General features: G+C 62.8%; 25 protein-coding genes. 14 read left to right on the top strand and 11 right to left on the bottom strand.

Features of this window, described 5'->3' with window-relative positions:
- Position 1: 1 nt before the first annotated feature.
- Entirely contained in the window at positions 2-1210 is a 1209-nt protein-coding gene (coaBC, locus tag H3028_RS07405; protein ID WP_181296391.1) for a bifunctional phosphopantothenoylcysteine decarboxylase/phosphopantothenate--cysteine ligase CoaBC, read from the bottom strand.
- Between the two features lie 121 nt (positions 1211-1331).
- Here coaBC and radC point away from each other — a divergent pair, with 121 nt between their 5' ends.
- Positions 1332-2006 carry a DNA repair protein RadC gene (gene radC / locus H3028_RS07410; RefSeq protein WP_181296392.1) on the top strand — a complete coding sequence of 225 codons (675 nt, stop codon included), beginning with the start codon at positions 1332-1334 and terminating at the stop codon, positions 2004-2006.
- Positions 2007-2020: 14 nt separating this feature from the next.
- Here radC and H3028_RS07415 read toward each other — a convergent pair whose 3' ends face one another.
- Positions 2021-3361 carry a hypothetical protein gene (locus tag H3028_RS07415; RefSeq protein WP_181296393.1) on the bottom strand — a complete coding sequence of 447 codons (1341 nt, stop codon included), beginning with the start codon at positions 3359-3361 and terminating at the stop codon, positions 2021-2023.
- The gene (locus tag H3028_RS07420) at positions 3362-3808 is read right to left on the bottom strand and encodes a PaaI family thioesterase (RefSeq protein WP_181296394.1); all 447 of its coding nucleotides are present in this window, start codon (positions 3806-3808) and stop codon (positions 3362-3364) included.
- A 140-nt stretch (positions 3809-3948) separates the two neighbouring features.
- On the opposite strand from H3028_RS07420, the gene H3028_RS07425 reads away from it, so the two are divergent.
- From H3028_RS07425 to H3028_RS07435, 3 genes are all read left to right on the top strand, one after another.
- Positions 3949-5466, top strand: coding sequence for a 3-hydroxyacyl-CoA dehydrogenase (locus H3028_RS07425; RefSeq protein ID WP_181296395.1), 1518 nt, complete (start codon positions 3949-3951; stop codon positions 5464-5466).
- Positions 5467-6037: 571 nt separating this feature from the next.
- The gene (locus H3028_RS07430) at positions 6038-7255 is read left to right on the top strand and encodes a methyl-accepting chemotaxis protein (protein ID WP_375154398.1); all 1218 of its coding nucleotides are present in this window, start codon (positions 6038-6040) and stop codon (positions 7253-7255) included.
- Between the two features lie 120 nt (positions 7256-7375).
- Positions 7376-7900, top strand: coding sequence for a DUF962 domain-containing protein (locus tag H3028_RS07435; RefSeq protein ID WP_181296397.1), 525 nt, complete (start codon positions 7376-7378; stop codon positions 7898-7900).
- Between the two features lie 11 nt (positions 7901-7911).
- On the opposite strand, the gene H3028_RS07440 is transcribed toward H3028_RS07435, so the two are convergent.
- The 4 genes from H3028_RS07440 to H3028_RS07455 form a co-directional block, all read right to left on the bottom strand.
- On the bottom strand, positions 7912-8661 hold the full coding sequence (locus H3028_RS07440) for a hypothetical protein (protein ID WP_181296398.1): 750 nt from the start codon (positions 8659-8661) through the stop codon (positions 7912-7914).
- A gap of 173 nt (positions 8662-8834) precedes the next feature.
- Complete coding sequence (locus tag H3028_RS07445) at positions 8835-10385, bottom strand: phospholipase D family protein (RefSeq protein WP_375154396.1); 1551 nt, start codon at positions 10383-10385, stop codon at positions 8835-8837.
- A gap of 62 nt (positions 10386-10447) precedes the next feature.
- Positions 10448-11758, bottom strand: a complete 1311-nt coding sequence (locus H3028_RS07450) for an FAD-binding oxidoreductase (protein WP_258237725.1) — start codon at positions 11756-11758, stop codon at positions 10448-10450.
- Between the two features lie 91 nt (positions 11759-11849).
- On the bottom strand, positions 11850-12338 hold the full coding sequence (locus H3028_RS07455; protein WP_181296399.1) for an Lrp/AsnC ligand binding domain-containing protein: 489 nt from the start codon (positions 12336-12338) through the stop codon (positions 11850-11852).
- 148 nt (positions 12339-12486) lie between these two features.
- Here H3028_RS07455 and dadA point away from each other — a divergent pair, with 148 nt between their 5' ends.
- From dadA to H3028_RS07480, 5 genes are all read left to right on the top strand, one after another.
- A complete protein-coding gene (gene dadA, locus H3028_RS07460; protein WP_181296400.1) occupies positions 12487-13785 on the top strand; it encodes a D-amino acid dehydrogenase in 1299 nt (432 codons plus the stop codon).
- Positions 13760-14116 carry a RidA family protein gene (locus tag H3028_RS07465; protein WP_181296401.1) on the top strand — a complete coding sequence of 119 codons (357 nt, stop codon included), beginning with the start codon at positions 13760-13762 and terminating at the stop codon, positions 14114-14116. Before dadA ends, H3028_RS07465 begins: the two co-directional genes overlap by 26 nt.
- Before the next feature lie 111 nt (positions 14117-14227).
- Complete coding sequence (locus H3028_RS07470; RefSeq protein ID WP_181296402.1) at positions 14228-14776, top strand: cupin domain-containing protein; 549 nt, start codon at positions 14228-14230, stop codon at positions 14774-14776.
- Positions 14777-14941: 165 nt separating this feature from the next.
- The gene (locus H3028_RS07475) at positions 14942-15364 is read left to right on the top strand and encodes a c-type cytochrome (RefSeq protein WP_309109532.1); all 423 of its coding nucleotides are present in this window, start codon (positions 14942-14944) and stop codon (positions 15362-15364) included.
- Positions 15365-15518: 154 nt separating this feature from the next.
- Complete coding sequence (locus H3028_RS07480; RefSeq protein ID WP_181296403.1) at positions 15519-16037, top strand: cupin domain-containing protein; 519 nt, start codon at positions 15519-15521, stop codon at positions 16035-16037.
- A 59-nt stretch (positions 16038-16096) separates the two neighbouring features.
- Here the strand turns inward: H3028_RS07480 and xpt are convergent, their stop codons facing one another.
- The 4 genes from xpt to H3028_RS07500 all read right to left on the bottom strand — a co-directional run bounded on the left by xpt (position 16097) and on the right by H3028_RS07500 (position 20609).
- Positions 16097-16669, bottom strand: a complete 573-nt coding sequence (gene xpt / locus H3028_RS07485; protein ID WP_181296404.1) for a xanthine phosphoribosyltransferase — start codon at positions 16667-16669, stop codon at positions 16097-16099.
- A gap of 191 nt (positions 16670-16860) precedes the next feature.
- Positions 16861-17451 (bottom strand): DUF1080 domain-containing protein, encoded by a 591-nt coding sequence (locus H3028_RS07490; RefSeq protein WP_181296405.1) that lies wholly within the window; start codon positions 17449-17451, stop codon positions 16861-16863.
- A gap of 4 nt (positions 17452-17455) precedes the next feature.
- Positions 17456-19072 carry an alpha-amylase family protein gene (locus tag H3028_RS07495; RefSeq protein WP_181296406.1) on the bottom strand — a complete coding sequence of 539 codons (1617 nt, stop codon included), beginning with the start codon at positions 19070-19072 and terminating at the stop codon, positions 17456-17458.
- Between the two features lies 1 nt (position 19073).
- On the bottom strand, positions 19074-20609 hold the full coding sequence (locus H3028_RS07500) for an alpha-amylase family glycosyl hydrolase (RefSeq protein WP_181296407.1): 1536 nt from the start codon (positions 20607-20609) through the stop codon (positions 19074-19076).
- Positions 20610-20785: 176 nt separating this feature from the next.
- On the opposite strand from H3028_RS07500, the gene gap reads away from it, so the two are divergent.
- From gap to H3028_RS07525, 5 genes are all read left to right on the top strand, one after another.
- Positions 20786-21805, top strand: coding sequence for a type I glyceraldehyde-3-phosphate dehydrogenase (gap, locus tag H3028_RS07505; protein WP_168425433.1), 1020 nt, complete (start codon positions 20786-20788; stop codon positions 21803-21805).
- 13 nt (positions 21806-21818) lie between these two features.
- Positions 21819-22415 carry a cyclodeaminase/cyclohydrolase family protein gene (locus H3028_RS07510; protein WP_181296408.1) on the top strand — a complete coding sequence of 199 codons (597 nt, stop codon included), beginning with the start codon at positions 21819-21821 and terminating at the stop codon, positions 22413-22415.
- 359 nt (positions 22416-22774) lie between these two features.
- On the top strand, positions 22775-23941 hold the full coding sequence (locus H3028_RS07515; RefSeq protein ID WP_181296409.1) for an iron-containing alcohol dehydrogenase: 1167 nt from the start codon (positions 22775-22777) through the stop codon (positions 23939-23941).
- Between the two features lie 4 nt (positions 23942-23945).
- The gene (locus H3028_RS07520) at positions 23946-25448 is read left to right on the top strand and encodes a CoA-acylating methylmalonate-semialdehyde dehydrogenase (protein ID WP_181296410.1); all 1503 of its coding nucleotides are present in this window, start codon (positions 23946-23948) and stop codon (positions 25446-25448) included.
- Positions 25449-25824: 376 nt separating this feature from the next.
- The gene (locus H3028_RS07525; RefSeq protein WP_181296411.1) at positions 25825-26589 is read left to right on the top strand and encodes an IclR family transcriptional regulator; all 765 of its coding nucleotides are present in this window, start codon (positions 25825-25827) and stop codon (positions 26587-26589) included.
- The last annotated feature ends 28 nt before the right edge of the window (positions 26590-26617 follow it).

The following is a 26617-nucleotide window of genomic DNA, read 5'->3' on the forward strand; positions in this document are numbered from 1 at the left end:
GTTAGGCCTGATGAAAGCGGTCGGCGATGAAGGCGATCAGCTGGCGGGCAATGTGCCCCTTGCTGGCCTGGCTGAAGCGGGTTTCGTGCTGCTGCCGGTCGATGACCGTGACGGCATTTTCTTCGCTGTTGAAACCGATGCTGGGGTTGGCCACGTCATTGGCCACGATCAGGTCGAGGTTCTTGTCACGCAGTTTGCGCGAGGCATACTCCAGCAGGTTTTCGGTTTCGGCGGCGAAGCCGACGCTGAAAGGGCGGTCGTCACGTCCGGCCAGGGTGGCGAGGATATCGGGATTACGGACCATCTGCAGAAGCAGGCCGTCACCTTTGGTGGGATCTTTTTTCAGCTTGTGCGGTGCGACCACTTCCGGGCGGTAATCGGCAACGGCCGCGGCGGCAATGAACAGGTCGCAGGGCATCGCTGCCTCGCAGGCGAGGAGCATGTCGCGGGCGCTGACCACATCGATGCGCTGCACGCGGTCGGGTGTCGGCAGGAACACCGGCCCGGCGACCAGCGTCACGCGCGCACCGGCTTCGGCGGCGGCTTCGGCCAGCGCGAACCCCATTTTGCCGGAGCTGTGATTGGTGATGTAGCGCACTGGGTCGATGTTCTCCTGAGTCGGCCCGGCGGTGATCAGTAGATGGAGACCGGTCAGCAGACTGCGTTCGAAGCAGTCGGCGGCGGCCTGGGCCAGGTCGTCCGCCTCCAGCATTCGGCCCATGCCAACATCGCCGCAGGCCTGGCTGCCAGAGGCGGGACCGAACAGGCGAATGCCCCGTTGTTGCAACAGGGCCCGGTTGGCCTGGGTCGCCGGATCGGCCCACATCGCCTGATTCATAGCCGGGGCCAGGGCGACCGGGGCATTGGTTGCCAGCACCAGGGTGGTCAGCAGATCGTTAGCGACGCCTTGTGCCAAGCGTGCCATGAGATCCGCCGTGGCGGGCGCAACCAGTACGAGATCGGCCCAGCGTGCCAGTTCGATATGGCCCATCGCGGCCTCGGCAGCTGGGTCGAGCAGGTCCAGATGGACCGGATGGCCAGACAGGGCTTGGAGGGTGAGCGGGGTGATGAATTCGCGACCGCCGCTGGTCATCACGACGCGAACTTCGGCGCCCTGGTCGCGGAGCCGGCGAACCAGCTCGGCACTTTTGTAGGCAGCGATGCCGCCGCCGACGCCCAGGACGATGCGTTTACGATAAAGCCGCTGCATAGGCCTGCCTTGTTACAGGTGAGAACTGGTTCCGGCGGGGGCCGGTTGCCGTGGATAAAAGGCCGCTAAGATAGCACAGCGACCTCACTGGAAAAGGACGCACGCTCGACATGGAGGTGACATGAGCATTCGTGACTGGCCCGCGGCGGAACGCCCGCGGGAAAAGCTTCTGGAGCAAGGCGCGGCGGTCCTGTCCGACGCAGAATTGCTGGCGATCTTTCTGCGTACCGGAGTGGTCGGCAAGAGCGCGGTGGACTTGGCCCGGCATCTTCTCAGCGAATTCGGTAGCCTGCGTGCGCTGCTGGAGAGTGATCTCGAGCAATTCAGCAGCCATTTAGGGCTCGGGCCGGCCAAGTTCGCACAGTTGCAGGCGGTGCTGGAAATGGCGCGGCGGCATCTGGCCGAGCGTATCCGTCGCGATTCTGCGCTGGAAAGTCCGCAGGCTGTGCGCGACTACCTCAAAGCGCGGCTGAGGCACGAGCCGCATGAGTTGTTCGCCTGCCTGTTCCTTGATTCGAAACACCGCGTGCTGGCCTTCGAGGTGCTGTTTCACGGCACTATCGACGGCGCCAGCGTCTACCCGCGGCAAGTGGTCAAACGCGCATTGGCGCAAAATGCCGCCGCGGTGATTCTCACCCATAACCACCCATCCGGGGTGGCTGAGCCGAGCCAGGCCGATCGGCAACTGACGCGCAAACTCACCGATGCGCTGGCCATGATAGACGTACGGGTGCTTGATCATTTCATCGTCGGCGACGGCGAACCGTTGTCCATGGCCGAATACGGCTGGATGTAGGCCTCCACGGCGCCTCATGCCAGCAGTGGAACCAGCAACAGCGGGAGCAGCACGCTCAAAACGAAACGGCCATTCCAGCCAACGGCGATGCGCCAGGGGGAGAGCTGGGCATGGCGGGCCAGCAATAACGCAGAAGGTCCGTAAGGCGAGAGCAGCATTGCCAGCGAAAAGCCGAAGAGCAGCGCCACTGCTGGCTGCATCACGTCCAGACCCTGACTTGCCAGCTGGGCCAGCAGCGCCGCGCATAGGTTCAGCGAAATCAGCGGGGCGACACCGAGCAGCGCCAGCGCCATGATGGCCAGTGCGCCGAAGGTGCCGAGCGCGAACAGCACCAGTGGCGTACTGCCGAGCTGGCCCGCCAGGTGATGCACTGGCAGCACTGCTGCAACCAGACCGGCGAGCAGTGCTGCGCTGGCGAAGATGAACGTCTCGTTGCGCATGCCGATGAGTGTTTCGCTGACCTCGCTGAACACCTGCCGAGGTGCGATCCGTTGCCATAGCAGGATTACGATGACCGCGATGGGCACCAGCAGCATGGCGGCCTGGGTGGCGGACAGCCAGGTCAGCGCAGCGAGGAGGGCGATCAGGGCGATACCGATCAAACTGCCGATAAGCAGTCCGCGCAAGCTACCGCTGGGCTGTTGCGCGTTCGGCTCATGCGCGGGCGGTTGGTCGATGAGCTGCAGCAGGCGACGGTTTTCGGTTGGCCAGCCGAATAGCAACAGGAGCAGGCCTCCGATTAGCCCGAATGGCAACAGCATGCTCCAACTGAGACCGGGGAGCTCGCGGGTCAGGATCGCCACTGCGACGCTGGTGGGTGCCAGCAGGGGCACCAGCGCGAATCCGCGCAGGGCGGTGACCATGACGCCACGCCGGCCTTCGCGGCGCTGTGTGTCGCTATACCGGCGGTGCTCGAGATGACTTTCCAGCGATCCGCAAATCAGGTTGAGCATGCCGAAGCTAAGCACCGAGCTGATCGCGAAGGTACTCATCAGATAGCCGGGATAGAGCCAGGCGCGTGGGCCTGCCAGTAATAGACGATGCAGCTCGCTGAGCTTTTTCAGGCGCTTGACCAGACAATGCATCAGCCCCAGCGCGCCTATAAAGGCGGCGTAATAGGCCGCCGAAGACAGCATGCGTGCGCCCTGTTGCCAGCTCGCATCTCCAGCCAGCAGCCAGTAGCCGAACAGCGCCAGAGTGACCATCCCGAGCCGCCGCGGATAAGGCATCAGCGAGCGCCAGTGCCAGACGAAGAATACGGTCAGAAGGGAACCGCTGATGACACTCAGCGGCTGAAACTGAGTGGTCAGCGCCAACAGCTCAAATAGCAGTGCCAGGGGCAGTAGCGCAGTCATCTAGACGGGCAGCTCACGGCGCAAGGCGCCACGCTTGAATACCCCTTCGCCGAAGGCGATCAGCCGATCCCTTTCATCCAGAAGGTCGCAGCTGGCCATGAACACCTTATGCCCGCCGGAGCGACACCGAGCCACGGCTCTGATGCGGCTGCCCGCGGACGCGGGGGCGGTGAAATTGATGTTCATTGAAAGCGTCAGCGCCACTCGGCGCTCTGCCGGGTCCGTCTCCCAGGTGCCGCACAAGCCCATGGCGACATCCATCAAAGTGGCCATGACACCGCCATGCATGTTGCTAGCATTGTTCAAGTGGCGCGGAAGCAGCTCCAGCGCGAGGGTGGCGTGCTCCGGACCATAAGCCAGCAGTTCGCAGCCCATATCCTGAAAAAAGCCGGTAACGGAGGCGTGAACCTGCTGTAACTGGGCGGGCGAATAGTCAGAGTCGGGCATGGCGTTCGATCACGGATAGCTTGCTAAGGAGACTGGCAGTCTTTAGGCTCTTGGTCAATAAAGGCGGAATCACATTTCGCACTGCGAAATGAAAATGGTAGTCCCAGACAGTCGCAACGCCATCCATCGAGGAGGTTCGCATGTTTTCCCGTATCGGCATCATCGGCGCTGGCGCCATGGGGCGCGGCATCGCGCAGTTGTTCGCCAGTGCCGGCCAGCAGGTTTGGCTGTATGACAGTCGCCCCGAAGCCATTGAGCAGGCCTTGCAATTCAACCGAGAGCTGCTCGAGCGCAGTGTAGCCAAGGGGCGTCTGACCGCCGATGAGCTGCCGCCGATTCTTGAACGCATGCAGCCGGCCCATCAGTTGGCCGAGCTGTCCGGCTGCGATTTGCTGATCGAAGCCATCGTCGAGAACCTCGAAGCCAAGCAGAGCCTGTTCGTCGAGCTGGAAGGCCTGATTGCCGCTGACGCCGTGCTCGCAACCAATACCTCGTCGTTGTCGGTGACCCGCATCGCCAGTGCCTGTACGCGCCCCGAACGGGTAGCGGGCTATCACTTCTTCAACCCGGTCACTTTGATGAAGCTCGTCGAAGTGGTCCGCGGCGAGCGCACCGATCCGACGGTTATCGACCGGCTGGTGCAACTGGCCGAGCATGCCGGACACTTCCCCGCCATCACTCCCGACACCCCCGGTTTTCTCGTCAACCACGCCGGCCGCGCCTATGGCACTGAGGCGCAGCGAATCCTCAGTGAGGGCATCGCCACGCCGGAACAGATCGACCGCATCCTGCGTGACGGTCCCGGCTTCCGTATGGGCCCGTTCGAGCTGTTCGATCTGACCGGTCTGGATATTTCCCACGCAGTGATGGAGTCGGTGCACGACCAGTTCTATTACGACCCGCGCTACACACCTTCCTACCTCGCGGCGCAGCGGGTCGCCGGAGGGTTGCTCGGACGCAAGACCGGCCAGGGTTTCTACCGTTACGAGAACGGGCAGCAGATTCGCTCGCCGGAGCCCCGCTTCGAGCCGGTGATCATCGACCGTCCGTTCTGGCTCGACAGCATCGAGCCCGAGCTGCGCAGTCATATCGGCTCGGTTCTGCAGCAGTCCGGTGCCGTGCTCGAAGACGGTGCCGAGCCGTCTAATGAGGCGATCTGCCTGATAACGCCGCTGGGCGAGGATGCCAGTAGCTGCATAGAGCGGCTGGCGCTGCCGGCGGTGCGTACCATCGCACTGGACATCTTCAGCGACCTCGACAGACGCCGCGTGCTGATGCGCCAGCCTGCACTCGATCCGGCGCTGGAAGCGCAGGCGCGTCAGGCGTTGGGGGCGGATGGCGTGCCCGTGGAGGTGATCAACGATTCCCCGGGCTTCGTCAGCCAACGAATCGTAGCCAGCATCGTCAATCTCGGCTGCGAAATCGCGCAGAAGGGCATCGCCTCGCCGGACACGCTCGATCGCGCTGTGACCATTGCCCTCGGCTATCCGAAGGGCCCCTTGGGATTTGCCGCGCACTACAATCCTGCGCGGATCCTCACGATTCTCGAGGGCATGCAGACCTGCTACGGCCATGAACCTCGTTATCGCCCAAGCCCATGGCTGCGTCGCCGGGTGCAGCTCGGTCTGCCGCTTAGCGCGCCGGACACGCCGCGCTGAGTGGCGCGAAATTAGGAGCAATCATTCGCTCTCGAGGGGCAGCTTAAGGTTGGCGATAGGCTGCCGTTAACCCGGTAGACCCGGCCATCCCAGGCGGCAGGAAACGTCATGGAATCGTTTTCTGCTGGCCGAGATGGCTATGTGCTACCAAGGAACGATGTTTATTGGTGGCAGGGGTGGTACAACCATCTTTTTACCGGATGAAAACAAGAGGCCACCGATGCGCCCTGCCTTCCGCCTTCACCCCAAGGCCTGTCTGTTGCACGCAGCAGCCTTGCTGGGACTGCTGCTTTTTCATGGCTGGATGGGACTGCCGTTCTATCTGACTGCGATCTCTATTCTGCTACTTGGCCTGTGGCCTTGGTTTGGACCTTGGCGCACCGAGGCGAAGGTCCCGGCTGCAGCCGACACCGATGCCTTGAGCTCCGCTGCCCTGAGCAAGAGTCTATCGCGTCATACCTGCCACAACGCCCTGTCGGCGGCACAGGTTTCGTTCAGTGCTGAGCAACTGGCGGCGCGCCTGCAATCGCAGCTGGCGGCGATCAGCGAGATTGCCCAGGGTGCAGAGGCCATGACCACGACCGAGCAGGACAGCGCCACCCGTGCGCGCCAGACGCTCGAAGCGGCCGAAGCGGTGCGGCGCAGCAGCGATAGCGGGCGGGCAGAATTGCAGCATGCCATCGAGCGAATGCAACAACTCAGCGCGCAGACCGAAGCGAGTCGTGAGCTGCTGGACGGGCTTTCGGCGCGTACCGAAGAGATACGGCAGATCACCGATGTGATCCAGTCCATCGCTAGCCAGACCAACCTGCTTGCGCTCAATGCCGCGATCGAGGCCGCCCGTGCCGGGGAGGCCGGTCGCGGATTTGCCGTGGTGGCTGACGAGGTGCGCAACCTTGCCGGACGTACCAGCAGCGCCACCGAGGAAGTCGGTCGAATGGTCAGCGACATCCGCGAGCAGAGCGGGGCGGTGGTCAGCCATATACAGAAACAGGCCAGTGAGCTTGACCAGGCCGCGGCGCAGATTGCCGGGACCGGGACCCAGCTCAGCGGCATCGCGGACCTGGCCGGAAATGTCGAAACCCAGGTGGCCGAAATTGCCTCCGGCACGGCCAGCAATCACGAACGGCTCGCGCAGCTGTTCGTGGCGCTGGAGCAACTGCGCGGCGATGCGCTGGAGAGCGGAACCCAGACCCGCCAGCTGGAGCAGGCTGCCGAGACACTCGTCGGCCAGGCGGAAACCGTCAGCGAGCAGCTCGCGGAGGTGCAGCTCGATGACTACCATCAGCGCATCTTTGACCTGGCCCGAGAGGGCGCGGCGGCCGTTGGTGCGCGCTTCGAGGCGGATCTGCAAGCCGGGCGGCTCACCGTCGATGATCTTTTCGATCGCAATTACCAGGCGCAGCCGGGGACCAATCCAATTCGTTACAGCACCCGCTTCGACCGCTACGCCGATGAAGTCCTGCCGGCGATCCAGGAGCCGTTGCTCGCGCTTGACGGTGCGTTGATCTACGCCATTGCCACCACACCGGATGGCTACGTGCCAACCCACAACCGCGCCTTCAGCCAGCCCCCGGTGGGCGATCCGGAGATCGATAAGGTCAAGAGCCGCAGCAAGCGGCTATTCAATGACCGCACGGGTGGGCGCTGCGGCAGCCATGAACGCAAGGTCCTGTTGCAGACTTATAGCCGCGACACCGGCGAACTGATGCATGACCTTTCGGTGCCGATCATGGTGAATGGTCGTCATTGGGGCGGCCTGCGGCTGGGTTACCGCCCCGAGCCATAGCGGGCAAGCGGCGCGTTGGCACAAGAGCCGTAGCCTTTGGCACACGAACATCGCTCGTCGCCGCCCTGCATGCCGGCAAGCTGGCTAAGCTTGCTGCACAAAGCCATCCGGAGCTCGCCCATGAAAACCTTGACTGATCATTTGGCGCAGTACGCGGCCTATCACCGTGACCCTCGCAACCTATTGAGCCATTTCATCGGCATTCCGATGATAGTGCTGGCGGTTGCTGTGCTGCTGTCACGTCCAGGGGTGGAGGCGTTCGGGCTACGGCTGAGTCCGGTCGCGCCGGTTGCGTTGGCAGCGACCCTGTTCTATCTGCGATTGGATCTTCGCTTTGCCGTGCTCATGGCGGCGGTACTGCTGCTCTGCGTGTGGATCGGCGCAGGATTGGCGCAGCAGTCGACCACGGTCTGGCTAAGTGCCGGCGCCGGTCTGTTCGTTGTGGGTTGGATCATCCAGTTCGTTGGGCACTACTTCGAAGGGCGTAAGCCGGCGTTCGTCGATGACCTGACCGGGCTGATCATCGGGCCGCTATTCGTCGCGGCCGAGCTGGGGTTCCTGCTTGGTTTGCGTGAGCCGCTGCGTCAGGCCATCGAGGCGCGGGTTGGACCGGTACGGCTGCACCAGCGCCCGATCGATGCCTGACTGCAGGGCTTTCAGTTGGTAGCGAGTGCCATCCACTGATCGCTGAGGCTGCGGGCATGGCGGTCGACCATGATCGGCGCAAACGCTCGGCCCGAGGCGGTATTGAAACTGTTGTTGCCGCTATTCATGTCTTCCAGGGCCACCTTGAGAAAGTCCCAGCGGGTTTTCAGCTTGGCGATAGCAGGGTCCGATTGGCTGTCGAGCGCGGCGAGCTGCTCGTCGATAGAGGGCACCAGGCGCCGCTCATCCTGGCCGAGGTAGGTATCCGGTTGTTCTCGAGCAGTCTCAAAGGAGCCGACATAGGCGCGGCTCAGATATTGAACGGTCAGGTACTCCACCTTGGCCGGCAGTTCGGCGCGGAAATCGGCACCCTGCTGGCTGCGTACCTCGGTCAGAAAGTCGCGTAGCGCCTTGCTCATCTGCAGCGGCCAGCCCCAGGGCATATCGTCTTCTTCGTAGCCGAAGCCTGCGCCCTCGCGCAGCGTAGCCTGCAGCGCCTGGTGCAGCTCGCGCAGCTCGTTGCTGCTGCCAGGAAAGCTGGCAACGGTATCGGCCAGCGCCTTGAGATCGTTTTCCATGCGCGCCAGATGCGCTTTCTGAAATCCCTCGCCGCGATAGAGCAGCAGGCTGCTAGTGGCGCGGTTGGCATGTATCTGCATGCCCTCCAGTGCGGTAAACGTCTGAGCCTTGGCGGAATTGAGCAGCCCTGGAAGCCAGCTCGCCAGCAAAACGGCCATCCATATCCATTTGCGATGATGCATCTCGCGCTCCTTTTTATTTTTATAGAAGCAAGTGCCGTATTGGCATTGGCATTGGCAGCCTAGCCAGCCGATGGCACCTTGGTATCACACGAAGGGGTGAAATCAAGCGGAACGGCAATTTGACAGGCTATGTTGGCCGGATCGCCATGCACCTCAACATTTCGTAGGCCCGCTTAGAGCATCCGTTCCAGTCCGATCATCTGACTGAACCAGGCGTTGAAGCGCCGCCAGGCGCCGCCGGGTTCATCCAGCAGCACCTTGCGGCGACCATTGTCTTCGGCGATCCAGATCAGCTGCTCGTGGCCGTCGAGTTTCACCAGGCGGACTTCGTAGCTGACCGTCGGCGAGGTACCTTCGAGCGTTAGTCGCTGCACCTCGCTGGCCAGCTCGGCGCTCTCGATCAGGATGCCGACCTCTGTGTTCCAGAGAATCGATCGTGGGTCGAAATTCAACGAGCCGAGAAACACATCCTGCCGGTCAAATATTACCGCCTTGCTGTGTAGGCTCGATTCCGATTCGCCGCCCAGGTTGTAGGACGCCTCCTGGTCGGGCTGTCGACGCAATTCGAACAACCGCACGCCAGCCTCAAGGAGCGGTCGGCGATAGGGTGCATATCCGCCGTGAACGAGGGGTACATCGGTGGCTTCCAGCGAATTGGTCAGAACCCGAATGGCCACGCCGTTTTCGGCATGGCCGGCGAGGTAGTCGACACCCTCTTGGGTGGGAACGAAATAGGCCGAAATCAAGGTCATTTCGCGCGTCACCGCATCCATGCTCGGCTGTAGCCGAGTGGTCAGCAGTAGACGCTCGTCGGGAATGCCGCTGGCGTTGATTTTTTCCGGGTGATCCCACATGGCCTCACCCGGCGCCCAGATCAGGTCGTCCAGCCACGTCTTCAGCGGTGGTTCGTCCAGTTCCGCCATCAGGCGCTCATACCGCTGCGGATTTCCTTGCTGCTCGGATTGCAAATACTGAGTGATCTGTCGGCGTGCCTCGTCCAGCTCCTCGATGCGAGGAGGGCGCCGCAGGAAATGCTGGATGGGGACGCTAAGGGGATGGTTCCAGTACTGATCGAAGCTGGTTGCCAGCTGCCGGGCAACCGGCCCTGCGCCGAGCAGGTCGATGTCCGTGAAGTTGAGGCCCTTGTCGGCGTCGAAATATTCGTCACCCAGATTGCGACCGCCAACGATGGCCAGGCTGCTGTCGGACAACATCAGCTTGTTGTGCATGCGTCGGTGTTGCTGGGAGAGATGCAGCAGCCGGCCCAGCGTACGGGTGACGATGTTGCTGCGGCCGACATGCAGCGGATTGAAGATGCGAATGAGGATGTTCGGATGGGCTGCCAGGATTGCGGTCTGGTAATCGCTGCCACTGCTGCCGATGTCATCGAGCAGCAGCCGGACCCTGACACCACGATCCGCAGCCTTGATCAGCTCGTCGATCAGCGCTCGCGTACTCAAGCCGTCGTGGACGATGTAGTACTGAACATCAAGGCTCGTTTCGGCGGCCCGGATCATCTGGATCCGCGCCGCGAACGCTTCAGCGCTGGCCGGCAACAGACGGAAACCCGAGTGGCCGGCCGACTGGTCGACGGCCAGCGAATCGACATGCCGAGCCAGTTCCGAATCCTGGTTCGGCAGGACATGCGACGAGGGCGGGGAAACCACGTGCCCGGCGCAGCCAGCCAGCAACAGCAGCGCCAGGAACATCAGAGATATGCGCAAGGGTCTGCTCCGTTTCGTTGTTATCGATCCTTGGCAATTGGACGCCAGCGCAACGGCGAAATTCAGAACTGGTCCTTGAGCCGGTACCAGAGCATGCCCAGCGCCAGCAGCGGCGAGCGCAGCCGCTGACCGCCGGGGAAAGTCGGATGCGGCACGCGAGCAAACAGGTCGAAGCGCCCCTGAGCCTGGCCGCTGATGGCCTCGGCGAGCAGCCGGCCGGCCAGATGGGTGGCGTTCAGCCCGTGGCCGGAGTAGGCCTGGGCATAGTAGACGTTGGGGTGATCGGTGAGCCGGCCGATCTGCGGCAGCCGGTTCGCACCGATGCCGATCATGCCGCCCCATTGGTAGTCGACGCTGGTGCCCTGCAGCTGTGAAAACACCTTGAGCATTTTTGGTTGCATGTAGGCGGCGATGTCCTTCGGGTCGCGGCCGGAGTAGTGGCAGGCGCCGCCGAACAACAGGCGGCGGTCGGCGGAAAGACGGAAGTAATCCAGCGCTACCCGCTGATCGCAGACCGCCATATTCTGCGGAAGCAGCTCGTGGGCAAGCGTCTCGGGCAACGGCTCTGTGGCGATGATGTAGCTGCCCGCTGGCAGCACCTTGCCCGCGAGGGCCGGTTGCAGTCTCGATAGGTACGCGTTGCAGGCGAGCACCAAGTGCTTCGCGCGAACGCTACCCTCTGCCGTATGTACACGCACCTGCGGGCCGTAATCTATCCGTTCGACTGCTGCGCCTTCGAACAGACGCACGCTCAGCGACTGCGCCGCAGCGGCCTCACCCAGAGCCAGATTGAGCGGATGCAGATGGCCCGAGCCCATGTCCACCAGCCCGCCGAGGTAGCAATCGGAGCCGATCACCTCGTGCATGTCGCTCCGGGGAACCAGGCGCAGCGGATGGGGATAGCCGAGGCGTTTGAGGTCGGCATGCTCCGCCTCGAAACCGTCAACGTGCCGTTGCTTGGTCGCCAGGTCGCAATAGCCCCAGGTCAGGTCGCAGTCGATGGCGTAGCGCTCGATGCGTTGTCGGACGATATCGACAGCTTCGAAGCCCATGCGCTTGAGCGCGTCCACGCCCTCGGCGCCAAGCACCGGCTGGAACTGTTCGACATCATGGCCGACGCCGCGAATCAGCTGGCCACCGTTGCGCCCGCTGGCGCCCCAGCCGATCCGATGCGCTTCCAGTAGCGCTACTGAAAAGCCGCGTTCGGCCAGTTCGATGGCCGTGTTAAGCCCGCTGAAGCCGCCACCAACGACGCAGACATCCGCTTCCTGCTCACCCCGCAGCGCGGCGAAGTTGAGCGCGCGATTGGTGCTGGCGGCATAGTAGGAGGGGGCGTGATCTTGGGCGTGGACGGCGGTTTGCCGGGTCATCATGGTCGAGCCTTGGACTGTGTGCCTGTCTCGAAGGGTAGACCGGACCGGGTCTGCGGAGCAAAAGCCGTCGGCCGAACGCGCTGCACAAAGATCAGTCCGGTACCGGCAGCTCGAGGGATTCCTTCACCTCTTCCATGACGATATAGCTCTTCGATTCGCGGACATGCGGCAGCTTGAGCAGAATGTCGCCCAGAAGTTTTCGATACGAAGCCATCTCCGAGATGCGCGCCTTGATCAGGTAGTCGAAGTCGCCTGATACCAAGTGGCATTCCAGCACGTGCGGCAGCTTGAGTACGGCACGGCGGAATTCCTCGAAGATATCGCCGGATTTGTAGGCCAGGCTGATCTCGACAAACACCAGCAACCCGCCCTTGAGATGCTGGGGATTCAGCCGAGCGGTATAGCCCATGATGATGCCCTCGCGCTCCAGCCGGCGGACGCGCTCGGTGCAGGGCGTGGTGGACAGGCCGATACGCTCGCCCAGCTCGGTGAATGGCATGCGCCCTTCCGTTTGAAGCAGACGAAGGATCTGGCGGTCGATTTTATCCAACTCGCGGCGGGTCTGATGCTTGGTTCGCATAGGCGTATCGCCTCCTGAAAAGCGGTTTATGGCGTGAATAAATCGCAAAGATCGCGCGTTATATGGTGAAATCCACTAGCAAGCGCTTTTTATACTCCGCCTTAATAGTGATTCGCAAAGTCCGGCCATGGCCGGATGGGAGGCGGAAATGCGTGTTCTGGTGATGGGTAGCGGCGTGATCGGCACAACCAGTGCCTATTATTTGGCTCGCGCTGGGTTCGACGTGGTGGTGGTCGACCGCCAACCCGCCGTCGCGATGGAGACCAGCTTCGCCAACGCCGGTCAGGTCTCGCCCGGCTATGCTTCGCCCTGGGCCGCACCCGGTGTGCCGCTGAAGGCAATGAAATGGCTGATGCAGCGCCACGCACCGCTGGCCATCAAGCTCACCGGCGATATGCAGCAATACCTGTGGATGGCGCAAATGCTGCGCAACTGCACGGCGGCGCGCTACGCGGTGAACAAGGAGCGCATGGTGCGGTTGTCCGAGTACAGCCGTGATTGTCTCGATGAACTACGCGCCGAGACTGGTATTGATTACGAGGGCCGGCAATGCGGCACCACACAGCTGTTTCGCACCCAGGCCCAACTGGATTACGCGGCCAAGGACATCGCCGTGCTGAAGGCCTCCGGCGTGCCTTACGAACTGCTCGACCGTGCCGGCATCGCCCGGGTCGAACCGGCGCTGGCACGCGTAGCGGATAAGCTCAGCGGGGCTCTGCGCCTGCCCAACGATCAGACCGGCGACTGCCTCATGTTCACCACCAGACTGGCCGAGATGGCCCGTGGACTCGGCGTGGAGTTTCGCTTTAACCAGGATATCCAGCGGCTGGAGTTTTCCGGCGATCGTCTCGATGGTGTCTGGATCGATGGCACGCTGGAGAAGGCCGATCGCTACGTGCTGGCGCTGGGCAGCTACAGCCCGCAGATGCTCAAGCCGCTGGGTATTCGCGCGCCGGTCTATCCGCTAAAGGGCTACTCGCTCACGGTGCCGATCAGCGATCCGTCCATGGCGCCGGTTTCGACGGTGCTGGATGAGGCCTACAAGGTTGCCATCACTCGCTTCGATCAGCGCATTCGGGTCGGTGGCATGGCCGAGATCGCCGGCCATGACCTGGCGCTGAATCCGCGGCGGCGCGAAACGCTGGAGATGGTGGTTGGCGATCTTTTCCCACTGGGAGGCGATCCGAGCAGTGCGCAACTCTGGACAGGATTGCGCCCAGCCACGCCGGATGGCACGCCGATCATCGGTGCGACCGCCTATCGCAATCTCTATCTCAATACCGGCCACGGTACCCTTGGCTGGACCATGGCGTGCGGCTCTGGTCGCCTGTTGGCCGATCTCTTGGCCAGCAAGCGAACCCAAATCAGTACGGATGGCCTGGATATATCCCGTTACGGCACGACCAAGGAGCCCCGCAAGCATGCCCATACAGCGCCTGCACACTAATTCACGCATGAGTCAGATCGTCATTCACCGTGGCACGGTTTACCTGGCCGGCCAGGTAGGTGAAGACATGAGTGCCGGCATCGAGCAACAGACCCGCGAAACCCTCGATAATATCGAGCGGCTGCTGCGTCAGGCCGGCACCGATAAGCAGCACATTCTTTCGGTGACTATTTACCTCAAGAACATCGACGCCGATTTCGCCGGCATGAACGCCGTCTGGGACACCTGGCTGCCCGACGGGGTCGCGCCGGCACGTGCTACCGTCGAAGCCAAGCTGTGTGAGCCCGAAATCTTGGTCGAGCTCTCGGTGGTCGCTGCGCTACCGGATTGACGGACCCGAGCTGCGACTATCAGGTCATTTCATTCTGGCGTGTTGAAAATACTGAACGCCCTCGCCATCATAGCGACCTCTATTTGTTGCGCTTGATTGGGGGCTCCCGTATTGGACGTCGGTGTTCGACTGCAAACCATCCGTAAACTCAAGGGTTTATCCCAGCGCGAGCTCGCCAAGCGTGCAGGCGTCACCAACAGCACCATCTCGATGATCGAGAAGAACAGCGTCAGTCCCTCGATCAGCTCGCTGAAAAAGGTGCTGAGCGGCATTCCGATGTCGCTGGTCGAATTTTTTTCGCCCGATTTCGAACAGGACAGCGATACCCAGGTGGTCTATAAAGCAGGCGAGCTGATCGATATTTCCGACGGTGCGGTGAGCATGAAGCTCATCGGCAAGGCGCATCCGGGGCGGGCCATCGCATTTCTGGCGGAAACCTATCCGCCCGGCTCCGATACCGGCACCGACATGCTGGCGCACCAGGGCGAAGAGGCCGGCATGCTGATCGAGGGGCGCCTGGAGCTGACGGTGAATGGCCAGACCTTTGTGCTCGAAACTGGCGACAGTTATTACTTCGAGAGCAGCAAGCCGCATCGTTTCCGCAACCCCTACGACGCGCCGGCCAGGCTGATCAGCGCGACGACCCCAGCGAATTTCTGATCCAGATTAACGGTCCCAGGCTCAGGCCGGACTTGCGGTGCGACACAGCGTCGCTGGAGATGCCTGCGCAACATGGGTTGTTTCGGCAAGCATGGCTTGCCGCTATACTAGCCGCCGCTCGCGTAACCGTGGCCGCGGGCGTGTCTAGCCACATGAGGGTGTAAGGTGAACCTGATTAAGAAGATCCTGGTAGCACAGACTGCCGTAGTGGCCCTGTGGGCAGTGAGCGCTCAGGCTGCGACCAATGACGACATCGCCGAGCGACTCAAGCCGGTGGGCGAAGTATGTATTCAAGGCGAGGAGTGCGCAGCTGCTGGCGCTGCGACTGCTGCCGCTGGCGGCGCTGCCCGCAGCGGTGAAGACGTGGTCGGCAAATTCTGCACGGCCTGCCACGGCTCCGGCTTGCTGAATTCGCCGAAAGTGGGCGATACAGCCGCCTGGCAAGCACGCGCTGACAAGCAAGGTGGTCTCGATGGCTTGCTGGCCACCGCGATCAGCGGTATCAACGCCATGCCGCCGAAGGGCACCTGTGCCGATTGCTCGGACGACGAGCTGATGGCTGCCATCAAGCATATGTCCGGCCTCTAAGCGCCAGCCGGTCCAACATAGCCGCCTTCGGGCGGCTTTGTCGTTTCATGGGGAGTAAAGCGGCGCGGCACCGGGTCGAAATGACAAACCCGTTGCCGGAGGCCAGATGCAAAGGTGTTCGGCCTTGTGATGTTCGGCCCTATGAGAGGTACCCATGCCCAGCTCTGCCCCGCAACCCGAGCAGCTGCAGTTCGCCAGCGACGGCCGCACGCCGAATAGCCCGCACCCGGTGCTGGTGTATCGTCAGCTGCCGCTGGCCGAGGACGACTATGCCACGGCGTTCGAGAACCTGTTCAACAGTCATCTGTGGCCAGCGCAATGGCGTGCAAGCGTCTACGACTATCACCACTTCCACTCCACCGCCCATGAGGTTCTTGGGGTTTCGCGTGGCTCGGCGCGGCTGATGCTCGGCGGTGAGCATGGCCAGGAGGTGGAGGTTCGCGCCGGGGATGCGCTGGTGCTGCCCGCCGGCACCGGCCATTGCCGATTGACTGCGAGCGAGGAATTCGAGGTGGTGGCGGGCTATCCGGTCGATCAGCAGTACGATCTGCTGCGTCCCGGCGAGAGCGGCCACGACGAAGCGCGCGCTCGCGCCGAGCGGGTCGGCGTACCGGTGAGTGATCCGATCGCCGGCACCCAAGGTGCGCTGGTCACACTATGGCGCCATGAATGAAGCGCGGCGCTCGAGCCCTTCGATGATTGGCCGCGAGCGCTGTTGGCGCGTCGCAGATCCTAGTCGACGAAAACTACCTGACCGTCACTGAGCGCGGCGACGCGGGCCAGCGACTCGACGCGGAAGCCCGCTTCTTCCAATTCCTGGCGACCTGCCTGGAAGGATTTCTCGATGACGATACCCAGCCCGGCGATGCTGGCACCGGCCTGCTGGATGATGGAGATCAGGCCCTTGGCGGCTTTGCCGTTGGCCAGGAAGTCATCGATGATCAACACGCGATCGGCGCCGGACAGGTGATTGGTCGAAATCGCAATGGTGCTTTCGACCTGCTTGGTGAAGGAATACACCGAAGCGGTCAGGAGGTGGTCAGTCAGCGTCAGGGATTGATGCTTGCGCGCGAAGATCACCGGAACGCCGAGCTCCAGTCCCGCCATGATCGCTGGAGCGATGCCGGAGGCCTCGATGGTGACGATCTTGGTGATGCCTTCGTCGCGGAACAGCCGGGCGAATTCCTGGCCGATCTGCTGCATCAGCACGGGGTCGATCTGGTGGTTCAGAAAGGCATCGACCTTGAGTACTCGGTCGGAGAGTACGATGCCTTCATTGCGGATCTTCTGTTTCAGCTGTTCCACGAACGCGCTACCTCAAGCGTGGGCGGCCCGGTACCTCTGACGGTTTCGCGCTCCCGAAAGCCGGCTGGGCGCTGCGCCACGATGGCGAGCGCCCAGCCCGTTTCGATCCCGCATCCATTCGCCAGCGTTTCCCGCAGCCTGGAAAGCCGCGCATTCTCGCTCAATTCCGTGCGTGGGTCCAAGTGGACCGTTCAGTCAGGTGTTTCGATCGACAAGCGGCGAAAGCGCGCGGCCTCGCCATGATGCTGCAACACCAGATGGCCCTTGTCGGCCTGTGCGAAGCGTGGAAAGCCGGCGAATTTGCTCTGGGCGATGCGCGCATGCAGGCTCGGGTCGTCGATTCGATAGCGCAGCACACGGCGGCCGCGTAGCCAGTGCTCGACATGCCCATCGTAGACGGTCAGCGCCGCCTCGATGAACTCGCCGGGCTCCATAGACGTTTCCTGTTCGGCAGCCATCAACCCATACAGGGCGCCGTTGCGGGTGGTGGGCTCGCGGCCGTCTGGGTGGCCGGCGTCATCTAACAGCTGCATTTCCGGGCCACTGTGCCAGCTGAGCTCGACGTCTTCCTCCACGCGGCAGAGCACGCCGGAGTTGCCGGCGATGGGCAGCGCGAATTCGAAACGGAAGGTAAAATCCTGGTAGCGCTGCCGTGAGATCAGATCGATTCGCGGAGCGCCGGCGATGGCCTGCAGCTCGCCGTCGCGGCTTCGCCAGCTGCCGACGGGAAAGCCGCCGGTGTGCCAGCCGCGCCACTCATCGGCGTCGAGTGTTCTTTGCATCGCCTTAGCCGAACAGCTGCTGCTTGCGCCGCAGCCAGCGATAGCCGTAGCCGATCAGGCGTATCCGCAGCGGATGCCCCTCGGGCTGTTCATAGTCGCTGTCGGCCAGCACATCGACCATCTCTTGAAGGTCGTCCTCGGCGATTACGACCTCGACCTCCCGGTCCGCCAGGTTCACGAGCATCAGCACGGTGGAGTCGTTGTCATGGCGAATGGCGAAAATCGACGGGCAGCCCGTCTCGACCGCACGATGTCGGCCACCGCCAATCTCGCGCAGTCCGATACGGGTGCGAATCATGGTGCCGGTCCTGGCTAGCAGTGAATCGTCGCGCAGGGTCTGCGCATAGACGTTGCGCTGCTCATAACCGAAGTCGCCCCCGTCGATCAGCGGCGCCGCCAGTTGCGGAGTATCAGCACAGGAGAAGCCGGCGTTGGGTTCGTTGGACCACTGCATCGGTGTGCGTACCGCCAGGCGCTCCGGGCGCGACAGATCTTCGCCCATGCCGATTTCCTCTCCATAGCGGATGATCGGCGTGCCGGGAAGCGCGAACAGCAGAGCGTGGGCCATGCCAATGCGCCGCTCGTTACCGTCGAGCATCGGCGCCAGGCGCCGGCGGATGCCGCGGTTGTAAGCGCGCATGTCAGGGTCGGGGGCGAAGGCCTGCATGACTTCTTCGCGCTCATCGTCGGTCAGCCGTTCCAGATCCAGTTCGTCATGATTGCGCAGCCAGATCGCGTACTGCGCGCGCTCGGGTGGTTCCGGCTGGCGCTCCAGCGCACGATGCAGGGGCTCGGCTTCGCTGCGGGCGAGGGCGAGGAAAAAATGATTGTTGGCCCAGAAGTTCAATAACAGAGTCAGCCGATCACCTTCGCCGAAATAGTCGCGGTACTGCTCCGGTTCGACATCTACCTCGCCCAACAGCACCGCTTCGGGGCGGCGCAGGGTAACGAAGTCGCGCATGTGCTCGAGCAGCCAATAGCCGTTGCGATCACCGTCACCGGCCTGTTCGATCAGGTGCGAGGCGGCATCGACGCGAAAACCCGATACCCCCAGGCGCAGCCAGAAGGCGATGATCCGCTCGATTTCCTTGACCACCGTCGGGTTGCCCAGGTTCAGGTCAGGCTCATGGTTGTAGAACAGGTGGCGGTAGTACTGCCCGGCGTCTTCGTCCCAGGTCCAGACGCTCTTCTCTATGGTGGGGAAAATCGGCTCGATGCTGTCATCCGGCTCGTCCGCCCAGATATAGAAATCCCGGTAAGGCGACTGCGGGTCGCGTCGTGCTTCCTGAAACCAGCGATGCTCGATCGAGGTGTGTTGCACCACCAGTTCGATCATCACATGCAGGCCCAGCTCCTCGGCCTTCTCCAGTAAATAGACCACGTCGGCGAGATCACCGAAGCGCGGATCGACCTGCAGATGATCGCTGACATCGTAGCCCGCATCGCGGAAAGGCGACTGATAGAAGGGCATCAGCCAGATGGCCGTAGCGCCCAGCCCGCGGACGTAATCCAGGCGCTCGGTAATGCCGCGCAGGTCGCCGCAGCCATCACCGTTGACGTCGAGGAACAGTGACGGGTCGATCTGATAGATCACCGCGTTGCGATACCAAAGTGGTCTCATTTCAATGTTCCTCCGGTCTGAGCACCAGTGCCTGGCCTGCTGCCAGCTCGCCGCTGTAAGGTTCGTCCTCGCCCTGGGCGTCGCTGGCGATTTCGATCTGCCAGTGCCCGTTGATCGGAAAGGCATGGGGTTCATCGGCGAAGTTCAGGCAGATCACGCGCTGGTCATCGCCCAGCTGCCGCCGGTAGGCGAGTACATTCGGGTGTGATCGCAGTTCTTCCCAATCGCCATGAAGCAGAGCGGGGCTGCGTTTGCGTGCGGCGATCAGCCGGCGGTAAAGCTCCAGTGTCGAGCCGGGCGCCTGTCGCTGCCGTTCGGCGGCCAGCTCGTCGCTGTCCGGTGGGAACGGCAGCCACGGCGGACTGCCTTCCCAGCCATGGGGCGGCGCGGAGATCCAGGGGATCGGGGCGCGGCAGCCATCGCGACCACCGGGGTCGACCTGCTCGTCCGGCCCGACCACCGCATCTTCCAGCCCCAGTTCCTCGCCTTGGTAAACGAACGGTGTACCGCGCAGCGTGAGCAATAGCACCGCGGCGGCATGGGCGCTGCGCAGCGAGCCGTGATAGCGGCTGCGCTGACGATGATTGTCGTGGTTGGACAGCACCCAGGTCGGCCAGGCGTTGGCCGGTTTGAGCAGTGCCTCGACGTCGCGAATGCAGGTGCGGAACAGTACCGGTTCCCAGGGCGCATCCAGCGGCTGGAAGTTGAAAGACATGTGCAACTCGTCGCCGGCCCCGTAGTACTGCAGGACCCGCTCGGTGGAGCGGATGTTGACCTCGCCGACCAGCACGCGCTCGCCGGGGTAGCTATCGACCAGCCGGCGCAGGCCGCGCAGCACTTCGTGGCTGTAGGGCTGGTCGTTGAACTCCACCAGCGGCTGGCCGGCCAGGCAGCGTGGATCATCGGCGAAGCTCGGATCCTTGCCGGTGCAATGGATGACATCGACACGAAAGCCATCGATGCCGCGATCGAGCCAGAAGCGCAGCACGCCGTGCATCGCCTCGATCACTTCAGGGTTGCGCCAGTTCAGATCCGGCTGCTCGGGCAGGAACAGGTGCAGGTAATACTGCTGGCTGTGTTCGTCCCAGGTCCAGGCGCTGCCGGCGTTGAGTGCGGCGCGCCAGTTGTTCGGCTCGTCGCGCCAGATGTACCAGTCGCGCTTGGGGCTGTCCCGCGAGTTGCGCGACTCGATGAACCAGGGATGCTGATCGGAGGTGTGGTTGGGCACGAAATCGAGCAGCACTCGAATCCCGCGGGCATGCGCCTCGGCGATCAGCCGGTCGATGTCGTCCAGCGAGCCGAATAGCGGATCGATATCGCAGTAGTCACTGATGTCGTAACCGGCGTCGGCCATCGGTGAGCGGAAGATCGGCGACAGCCACAGCGCGTCGACGCCCAGATATTGCAGGTGGTCGAGATGGCGCAGCACACCGTCGAGGTCGCCGATGCCGTCACCGTTGCTGTCGGCAAAAGATCGCGGATAGATCTGATAGACGGTGGCGCCCTTCCACCAGGGTGGCTGGGTTGACTCGCTCATGCTCGTGCCCCTCTGTCCGGTGTTTCGGCAGGTCCGGCGGGCGGGCCTGTGAGGTGTAGGACTGACGAACGGTGCTCGGGTTTCCCAGCTTCGTTGATCTCCGTCGGACGGTACTGAACGTCACAGACCATACTCCGACTAACCTTGCACCTGCTTCAACGACCCAGGAGACCGCCATGTTGCGTATTGCCATCAATGGTTATGGCCGTATCGGCCGAGCCGTGTTGCGAGCCCTGTTCGAGCGAAATCTGGAAAACCGGATCCACATCGAGGCCATCAACGACCTCAGCGACCGGAGCGCGATGGCGCACTTAACGCGCTTCGATACCACCTTCGGGCGTTTCCAGGGGCAGGTCGATCTGCATGACGACGTGATGCAGATCCGTGGCCAATCGATCCGTCTGCTGCATGAGCGCGATCCCAGCCAGCTGCCGTGGAAGCAGCTCGGGGTCGATGTGGTGCTGGAATGTTCGGGCAAGTTCAAGAAGCGTGCATTGATCGACCAGCACCTGCAGGCCGGAGCCGAGCGCGTGTTCGCCTCGCATCCGCTCGATGACGCTGATCTGACGGTGGTCTACGGCATCAACCATGAATTGCTCGATGGCAGCCAGCGGGTGATCTCCAACGCGTCCTGCACCACCAACTGCCTGGCGCCGCTGGCCAAGGTGTTGCACGAGGCGGTAGGGATCCGTCAGGGGCTGCTCAATACCGTGCATTCCTACACCAATGACCAGAGCTTGCTCGACAAGGCTCACAAGGATCTCTACCGCGCCCGTGCCGCGGCGGAGTCGATGATTCCGTCCACTACCGGCGCGGCCAAGGCCATCGGCCTGGTCCTGCCGGAGCTGGCCGGGCGACTGGATGGGTTGTCGGTACGGGTGCCGACGCCCAACGTCTCGCTGGTGGACCTCACCTTCATTGCCGAGCGACCGCCGGCCGGCGTCGAGGCGGTGAACCAGATCTTGCGGGCAGGGGCGCAGAAAATGCCGCTCGGGGTGATGGAGTGCAACGACCTGCCGTTGGTTTCGCGCGACTTCATTGGTTATCCAATCTCCTGCGTCGCTGATCTCAGCCATACCCGTGTACAGGACGAATTGATCAAAGTGCTGGCCTGGTATGACAACGAATGGGCATTCTCAAATCGCATGCTCGACGTGCTGCTGGCCTGGGGTGACGGCACGGCGCAGGCCGCCTGATCGGATCGTTTGGATGAACGACGGTGCGAGCGTCTGGACGCAACGGCTGGCGGAGTTCCGGGTGGCTACGGCTGCTTGTCAGCCAACGCCCGGTTGCGGCGCGGCGGCGGCTGTCACGGCTGACATTGGGCTCGCGCTGGTACTCAAAGGCCTGCGCATCAGCGAGGCCCATACGTCCGACCCGACTCGCCTTGAGCTGACGCAAGCGGCTCAAGCGCTACTGGGAAGGCCGGGCGCTTTCGCTGACGATGACATGCAGGCCTTCAGCGAGTACCTGAGCGCGTCGCGAGAGGATGAGCCCGAGCAAAAGCAGGCGGCGTCCCGTCAGGCCTGTGCCGTGCCGCTGGCTCTGGCTCATTGCTGCCTGGAGGCGCTCGAACTCGCCGTCAACGCCTGGCCTTGTACGGCGCCGATCGTCCAAAGCGATGTCCAGGCCGGCGCCGTGCTTATCCACGCCGGGCTCAGCGCGGCCTTGATCAATGTCGATGCCGATATGGCGAGTCTTGATGATGCCTCTGCCCAGGATCAGGCCGGGCGAACACGCCGACGCCTGCAGGTCGAGGGTGACGGGCTCTTGCAGCAATTGCTCGGTCAGGTTCTGTCTCGCTAGCGGTGTAAATGCTCGCCAGCAAGGTGGCTCCTACGGAAAGCTCGTTTTACACGAGGGCGTGACGCCTACACTGCGGTTGTAGGAGCCCGCTTGCTGGCGATCCGGCCCCAGACCTTTGCACGACCATCAAGCACCCAGACGACACCGACGAATCTCTTTGCGATAACGAGAAAAATCGTCTCGTTTTAGGTTGACGCCAGAAGGTATTGTTTCTAGTCTCAAAGCCAAGTGAGACGAACCATCTCAAAATAACAATCGAGACCTGAGGTCTCCTCATGCAACCCGTTCGTGCATGACGCTTCGTCTGGCGGGCCTCGACGGCCTGTCCGACGCATCGCGAACGCCCACCGGAGAAGCCCATGAGCCATCGCATCGTCCTGCCACGCCTGATGGAAGTAGGCGCTGGCGCCAGTCAGCAAATCGTCTCGGTATTGCACAACCTTGGCTGCAAACGTCCCCTGATCGTGACCGACCGGATGATGGTCGAGTTGGGTTACGTCAGCCGGATCAGCGAAACCCTGGCGCAGGCGGATATCCCCAGCGATTGCTTCGCCGACACACTGCCGGAGCCGACCGCGGCGTCTATTCGCGCTGGTGTCGACATGGTTCGTCAGGGCGACTACGACTCGATCATCGCACTCGGTGGCGGCAGCCCGATTGATTCGGCCAAGGCCATCGGCATCCTCGGCAAGTTCGGTGGAGAGATGCGCGACTACCGCTTCCCGCGTGATGTCAGCGAGGCCGGCCTGCCGCTGATCGCCATTCCGACCACCGCCGGTACCGGCTCGGAGGCGACGCGCTTCACCATCATCACCGACGAGACCAGCGACGAGAAAATGCTCTGCGCCGGCCTCGGCTTCATGCCCGTGGCCGCATTGATCGATTACGAGCTGACCCTGTCGCTGCCACCGCGGGTGACCGCCGATACCGGTATCGATGCCCTGACCCATGCCATGGAGGCCTACGTCAGCCGCAAAGCCAGCCTCTACAGCGATGCTCAGGCGCTGCAGGCCATGCGTCTGCTGGCACCGAATCTGCGTGCGGCTTATCACGAGCCCGGCAACCATGCGGCGCGCGAGGCGATGATGCTCGGTGCGACGCTGGCCGGCATCGCTTTCTCCAATGCCTCGGTGGCGCTGGTGCACGGCATGAGCCGACCCATCGGCGCCTTCTTCCATGTGCCGCACGGGCTATCCAATGCCATGTTGCTGCCGGCCATCACCGAGTTCTCGATTCCGGCCGCGCCCGAGCGTTACGCCGACTGCGCACGCGCCATGGGCGTGGCGGGCGAGAACGACAGCATAGAGACGGCCAACAGCAAGCTGCTGGTCGAGTTGCGTGCGATCAACAAGGAATTGCAGGTGCCCGGCCCGGAGCAATTCGGCATTCAGCGCGATCATTTCTTCGAACTGCGCGAAACCATGGCGCGACAGGCGCTGGCATCGGGCTCGCCGGGCAACAACCCGCGTGTGCCTACGGAAGTGGAAATCATCGACCTCTACGAAATCGTCTGGAACCAGGAGTAACCCCATGCAGACCCTCGGTAATCTGATCAACAACGAGGCCGTCGCTGGCCGCTCCGAACGCCACGCGACCGTCTATAACCCGGCCACTGGCGAGCCGCGCTTGTACGTTTCGCTGTCATCTGCGGACGAAACCCGCGAAGCCATTGCCGCCGCTCAGGCAGCCTTCGAAGGCTGGTCAAAGACGCCACCGCTGGTGCGCGCACGTGTCATGTTCCGCTTCAAGGCGCTGCTCGAAGAGCGTCGTGACGAGGCCGCGCGCCTGATTTCGCTGGAGCACGGCAAGGTGTTTTCCGATGCCCAAGGCGAAGTGACCCGCGGTTTGGAAGTGGTGGAGTTCGCCTGCGGGATTCCGCATCTGCTCAAGGGCGAGTTCTCATCCAATGTCGGTCGCGATATCGATTCCAACTCGCTGATGCAGCCACTGGGTGTCTGTGTTGGCATCACGCCGTTCAACTTCCCGGCCATGGTGCCGCTGTGGATGCTACCGGTGGCCATCGCCTGCGGTAACACGTTCGTGCTCAAGCCGTCGGAGAAGGACCCGAGCGCCACCATGCTGCTTGGCGAACTGCTGGCCGAAGCCGGGCTGCCAGCCGGTGTGCTGAATATCGTCAACGGCGACAAGGAAGCGGTGGACGTGCTGCTGACCGATGAGCGCGTGCAGTCAGTGAGCTTCGTCGGCTCGACGCCGATCGCCGAGTACATCTACAAGGCCGCCTCAGCGCACGGCAAGCGCTGCCAGGCCCTGGGCGGCGCGAAGAACCATATGGTGATCATGCCCGACGCCGATCCGCAGCAGGTGGTCAGCTCGCTGATGGGCGCGGCCTATGGTTCGGCTGGCGAGCGCTGCATGGCGATCTCGGTGGCGGTCTGTGTCGGTGACGAAGTGGCCGGCAAGCTGGTCGAGATGCTCAAGGGCGAGATCGCGCAGATGCGCACCGGGCCTGGCACTGGCGTCGAGCCCGAGCCGCACATGGGCCCGCTGGTCACGCGCGAACATCAGCAGAAGGTGTCCGGCTACATCGACCTGGGCGTAGAAGAGGGCGCGACGCTGGTGTGTGACGGCCGCGGGCTGAAAGTCCAAGGCTACGAGAACGGCTTCTACATCGGCCCGACGCTGTTCGACCAGGTCACGCCGCAGATGCGCATCTACCAAGAGGAAATTTTCGGCCCGGTACTCGTAGTGGTGCGGGTCGGTTCCTTCGATGAAGCGCTGAAGCTGGTCAACGACCATGAGTACGGGAACGGTACCTCGATCTTCACCCGCGACGGCGACACCGCACGTCAGTACGAAGAGAACGTCAAGGTCGGCATGGTCGGCGTCAACGTACCGATTCCGGTGCCGATGGCGTTCCACTGCTTCGGCGGCTGGAAGCGTTCGATCTTCGGCCCGCTAAACATGCACGGCCCGGATGGCGTGCGCTTCTTCACCCGGATGAAGACCGTGACCCGGCGCTGGCCCACCGGCATTCGCGCGGGTGCCGATTTTTCCATGCCAACGATGAAGTAACAGGGCTCCGCGGGCTTATCGTAGGAGCCAGCTTGCTGGCGATCCCGGCTGCATGATTGCCGGCAAGCTGGCTCCTACAAAAGCGTTGTAGGTGGGCTTCAGCTGTAGGGTGGGCTTCAGCCCACCAATGGGCCGCCGCAACGCGTGCGAAGTGCTCAGCTGGCGAGGCCTGCTGTTGCGATCCCCGGGGACGCTGTGCCGTGCTGGTGGGTGAAGCCCACCCTACTTCATGCCGGTACGGATTTCTCGATGCCGACCATCAGGTAAGGTGATTGCAGGCAGTGGAATTCGCCTCGCCCCGGTTCCCGATCTTTCATTTAGACTTTGCCGCCTTCGGGGCGGCTGTTTCTTCATCTACCGCAACGGGCTTCGATCAATGCGCAGTACTCCCCGCGAAAAAGGCTCTTCTATCACCCGCGTGCTGGAGATCATCGAGGCCGTGGCCGGTGCTGCGGAGCCGCTGACACCCAGCGCGCTGGCGGAAAAGCTCGATATCCCCAAGGCCAGCGCCCATCGACTGGTGCAAACCCTGGAGAAGGAAGGCTTCCTGCAATTCGGTCTTCGTGGCGGGTTGTTGCCCGGTGATCGCCTGCATGCCACCGCAGTGAATATCCTCGGCAGCGGGCGGCACAAGGCATTGCGTCAGGCGATCCTGCGCGAGCTGTCCGAAGAGATCGGCGAAACCTGCGGCCTGTCGGTGCCGGATGGGTTGGACATGCTCTATTTCGATCGGGTGCAGACCAATTGGCCTTTGCAGATCAACCTGCCCATCGGCAGTCACACGCCGCTCTGGTGCACGGCTAGCGGCAAGCTATATCTCGCCTCGTTGCCGCTGGAACAGCTGGAAAAGATTCTCCCGCGCCTGCCGATCCGGCAGCTGGCACGCAACACCATCACTGACTTGAGCGCCCTGCGTGACGATCTGGCACGTATTCGCGAGGAAGACCTGTCCACCGATTCGGAGGAGTTCATCGACGGCATGGTCGCCTGCGCCGTGCCGGTGCGCGATGGCCGCGGCGAGCTGAGCGCCTGCCTGTTCACCCATGCGCCGGTGATTCGTTGTGGCATGGAGCAACTGCTGGCGTTCGTGCCGCGTCTGCGCGCGGCGGCTGCGGAGCTAGAGACGATTGTCAGTGGTTGAGTAGGTAGGGTGGATGACGCTCTTTTCA

Source organism: Pseudomonas sp. Q2-TVG4-2 (assembly GCF_013620795.1).
Lineage (GTDB): Bacteria > Pseudomonadota > Gammaproteobacteria > Pseudomonadales > Pseudomonadaceae > Stutzerimonas.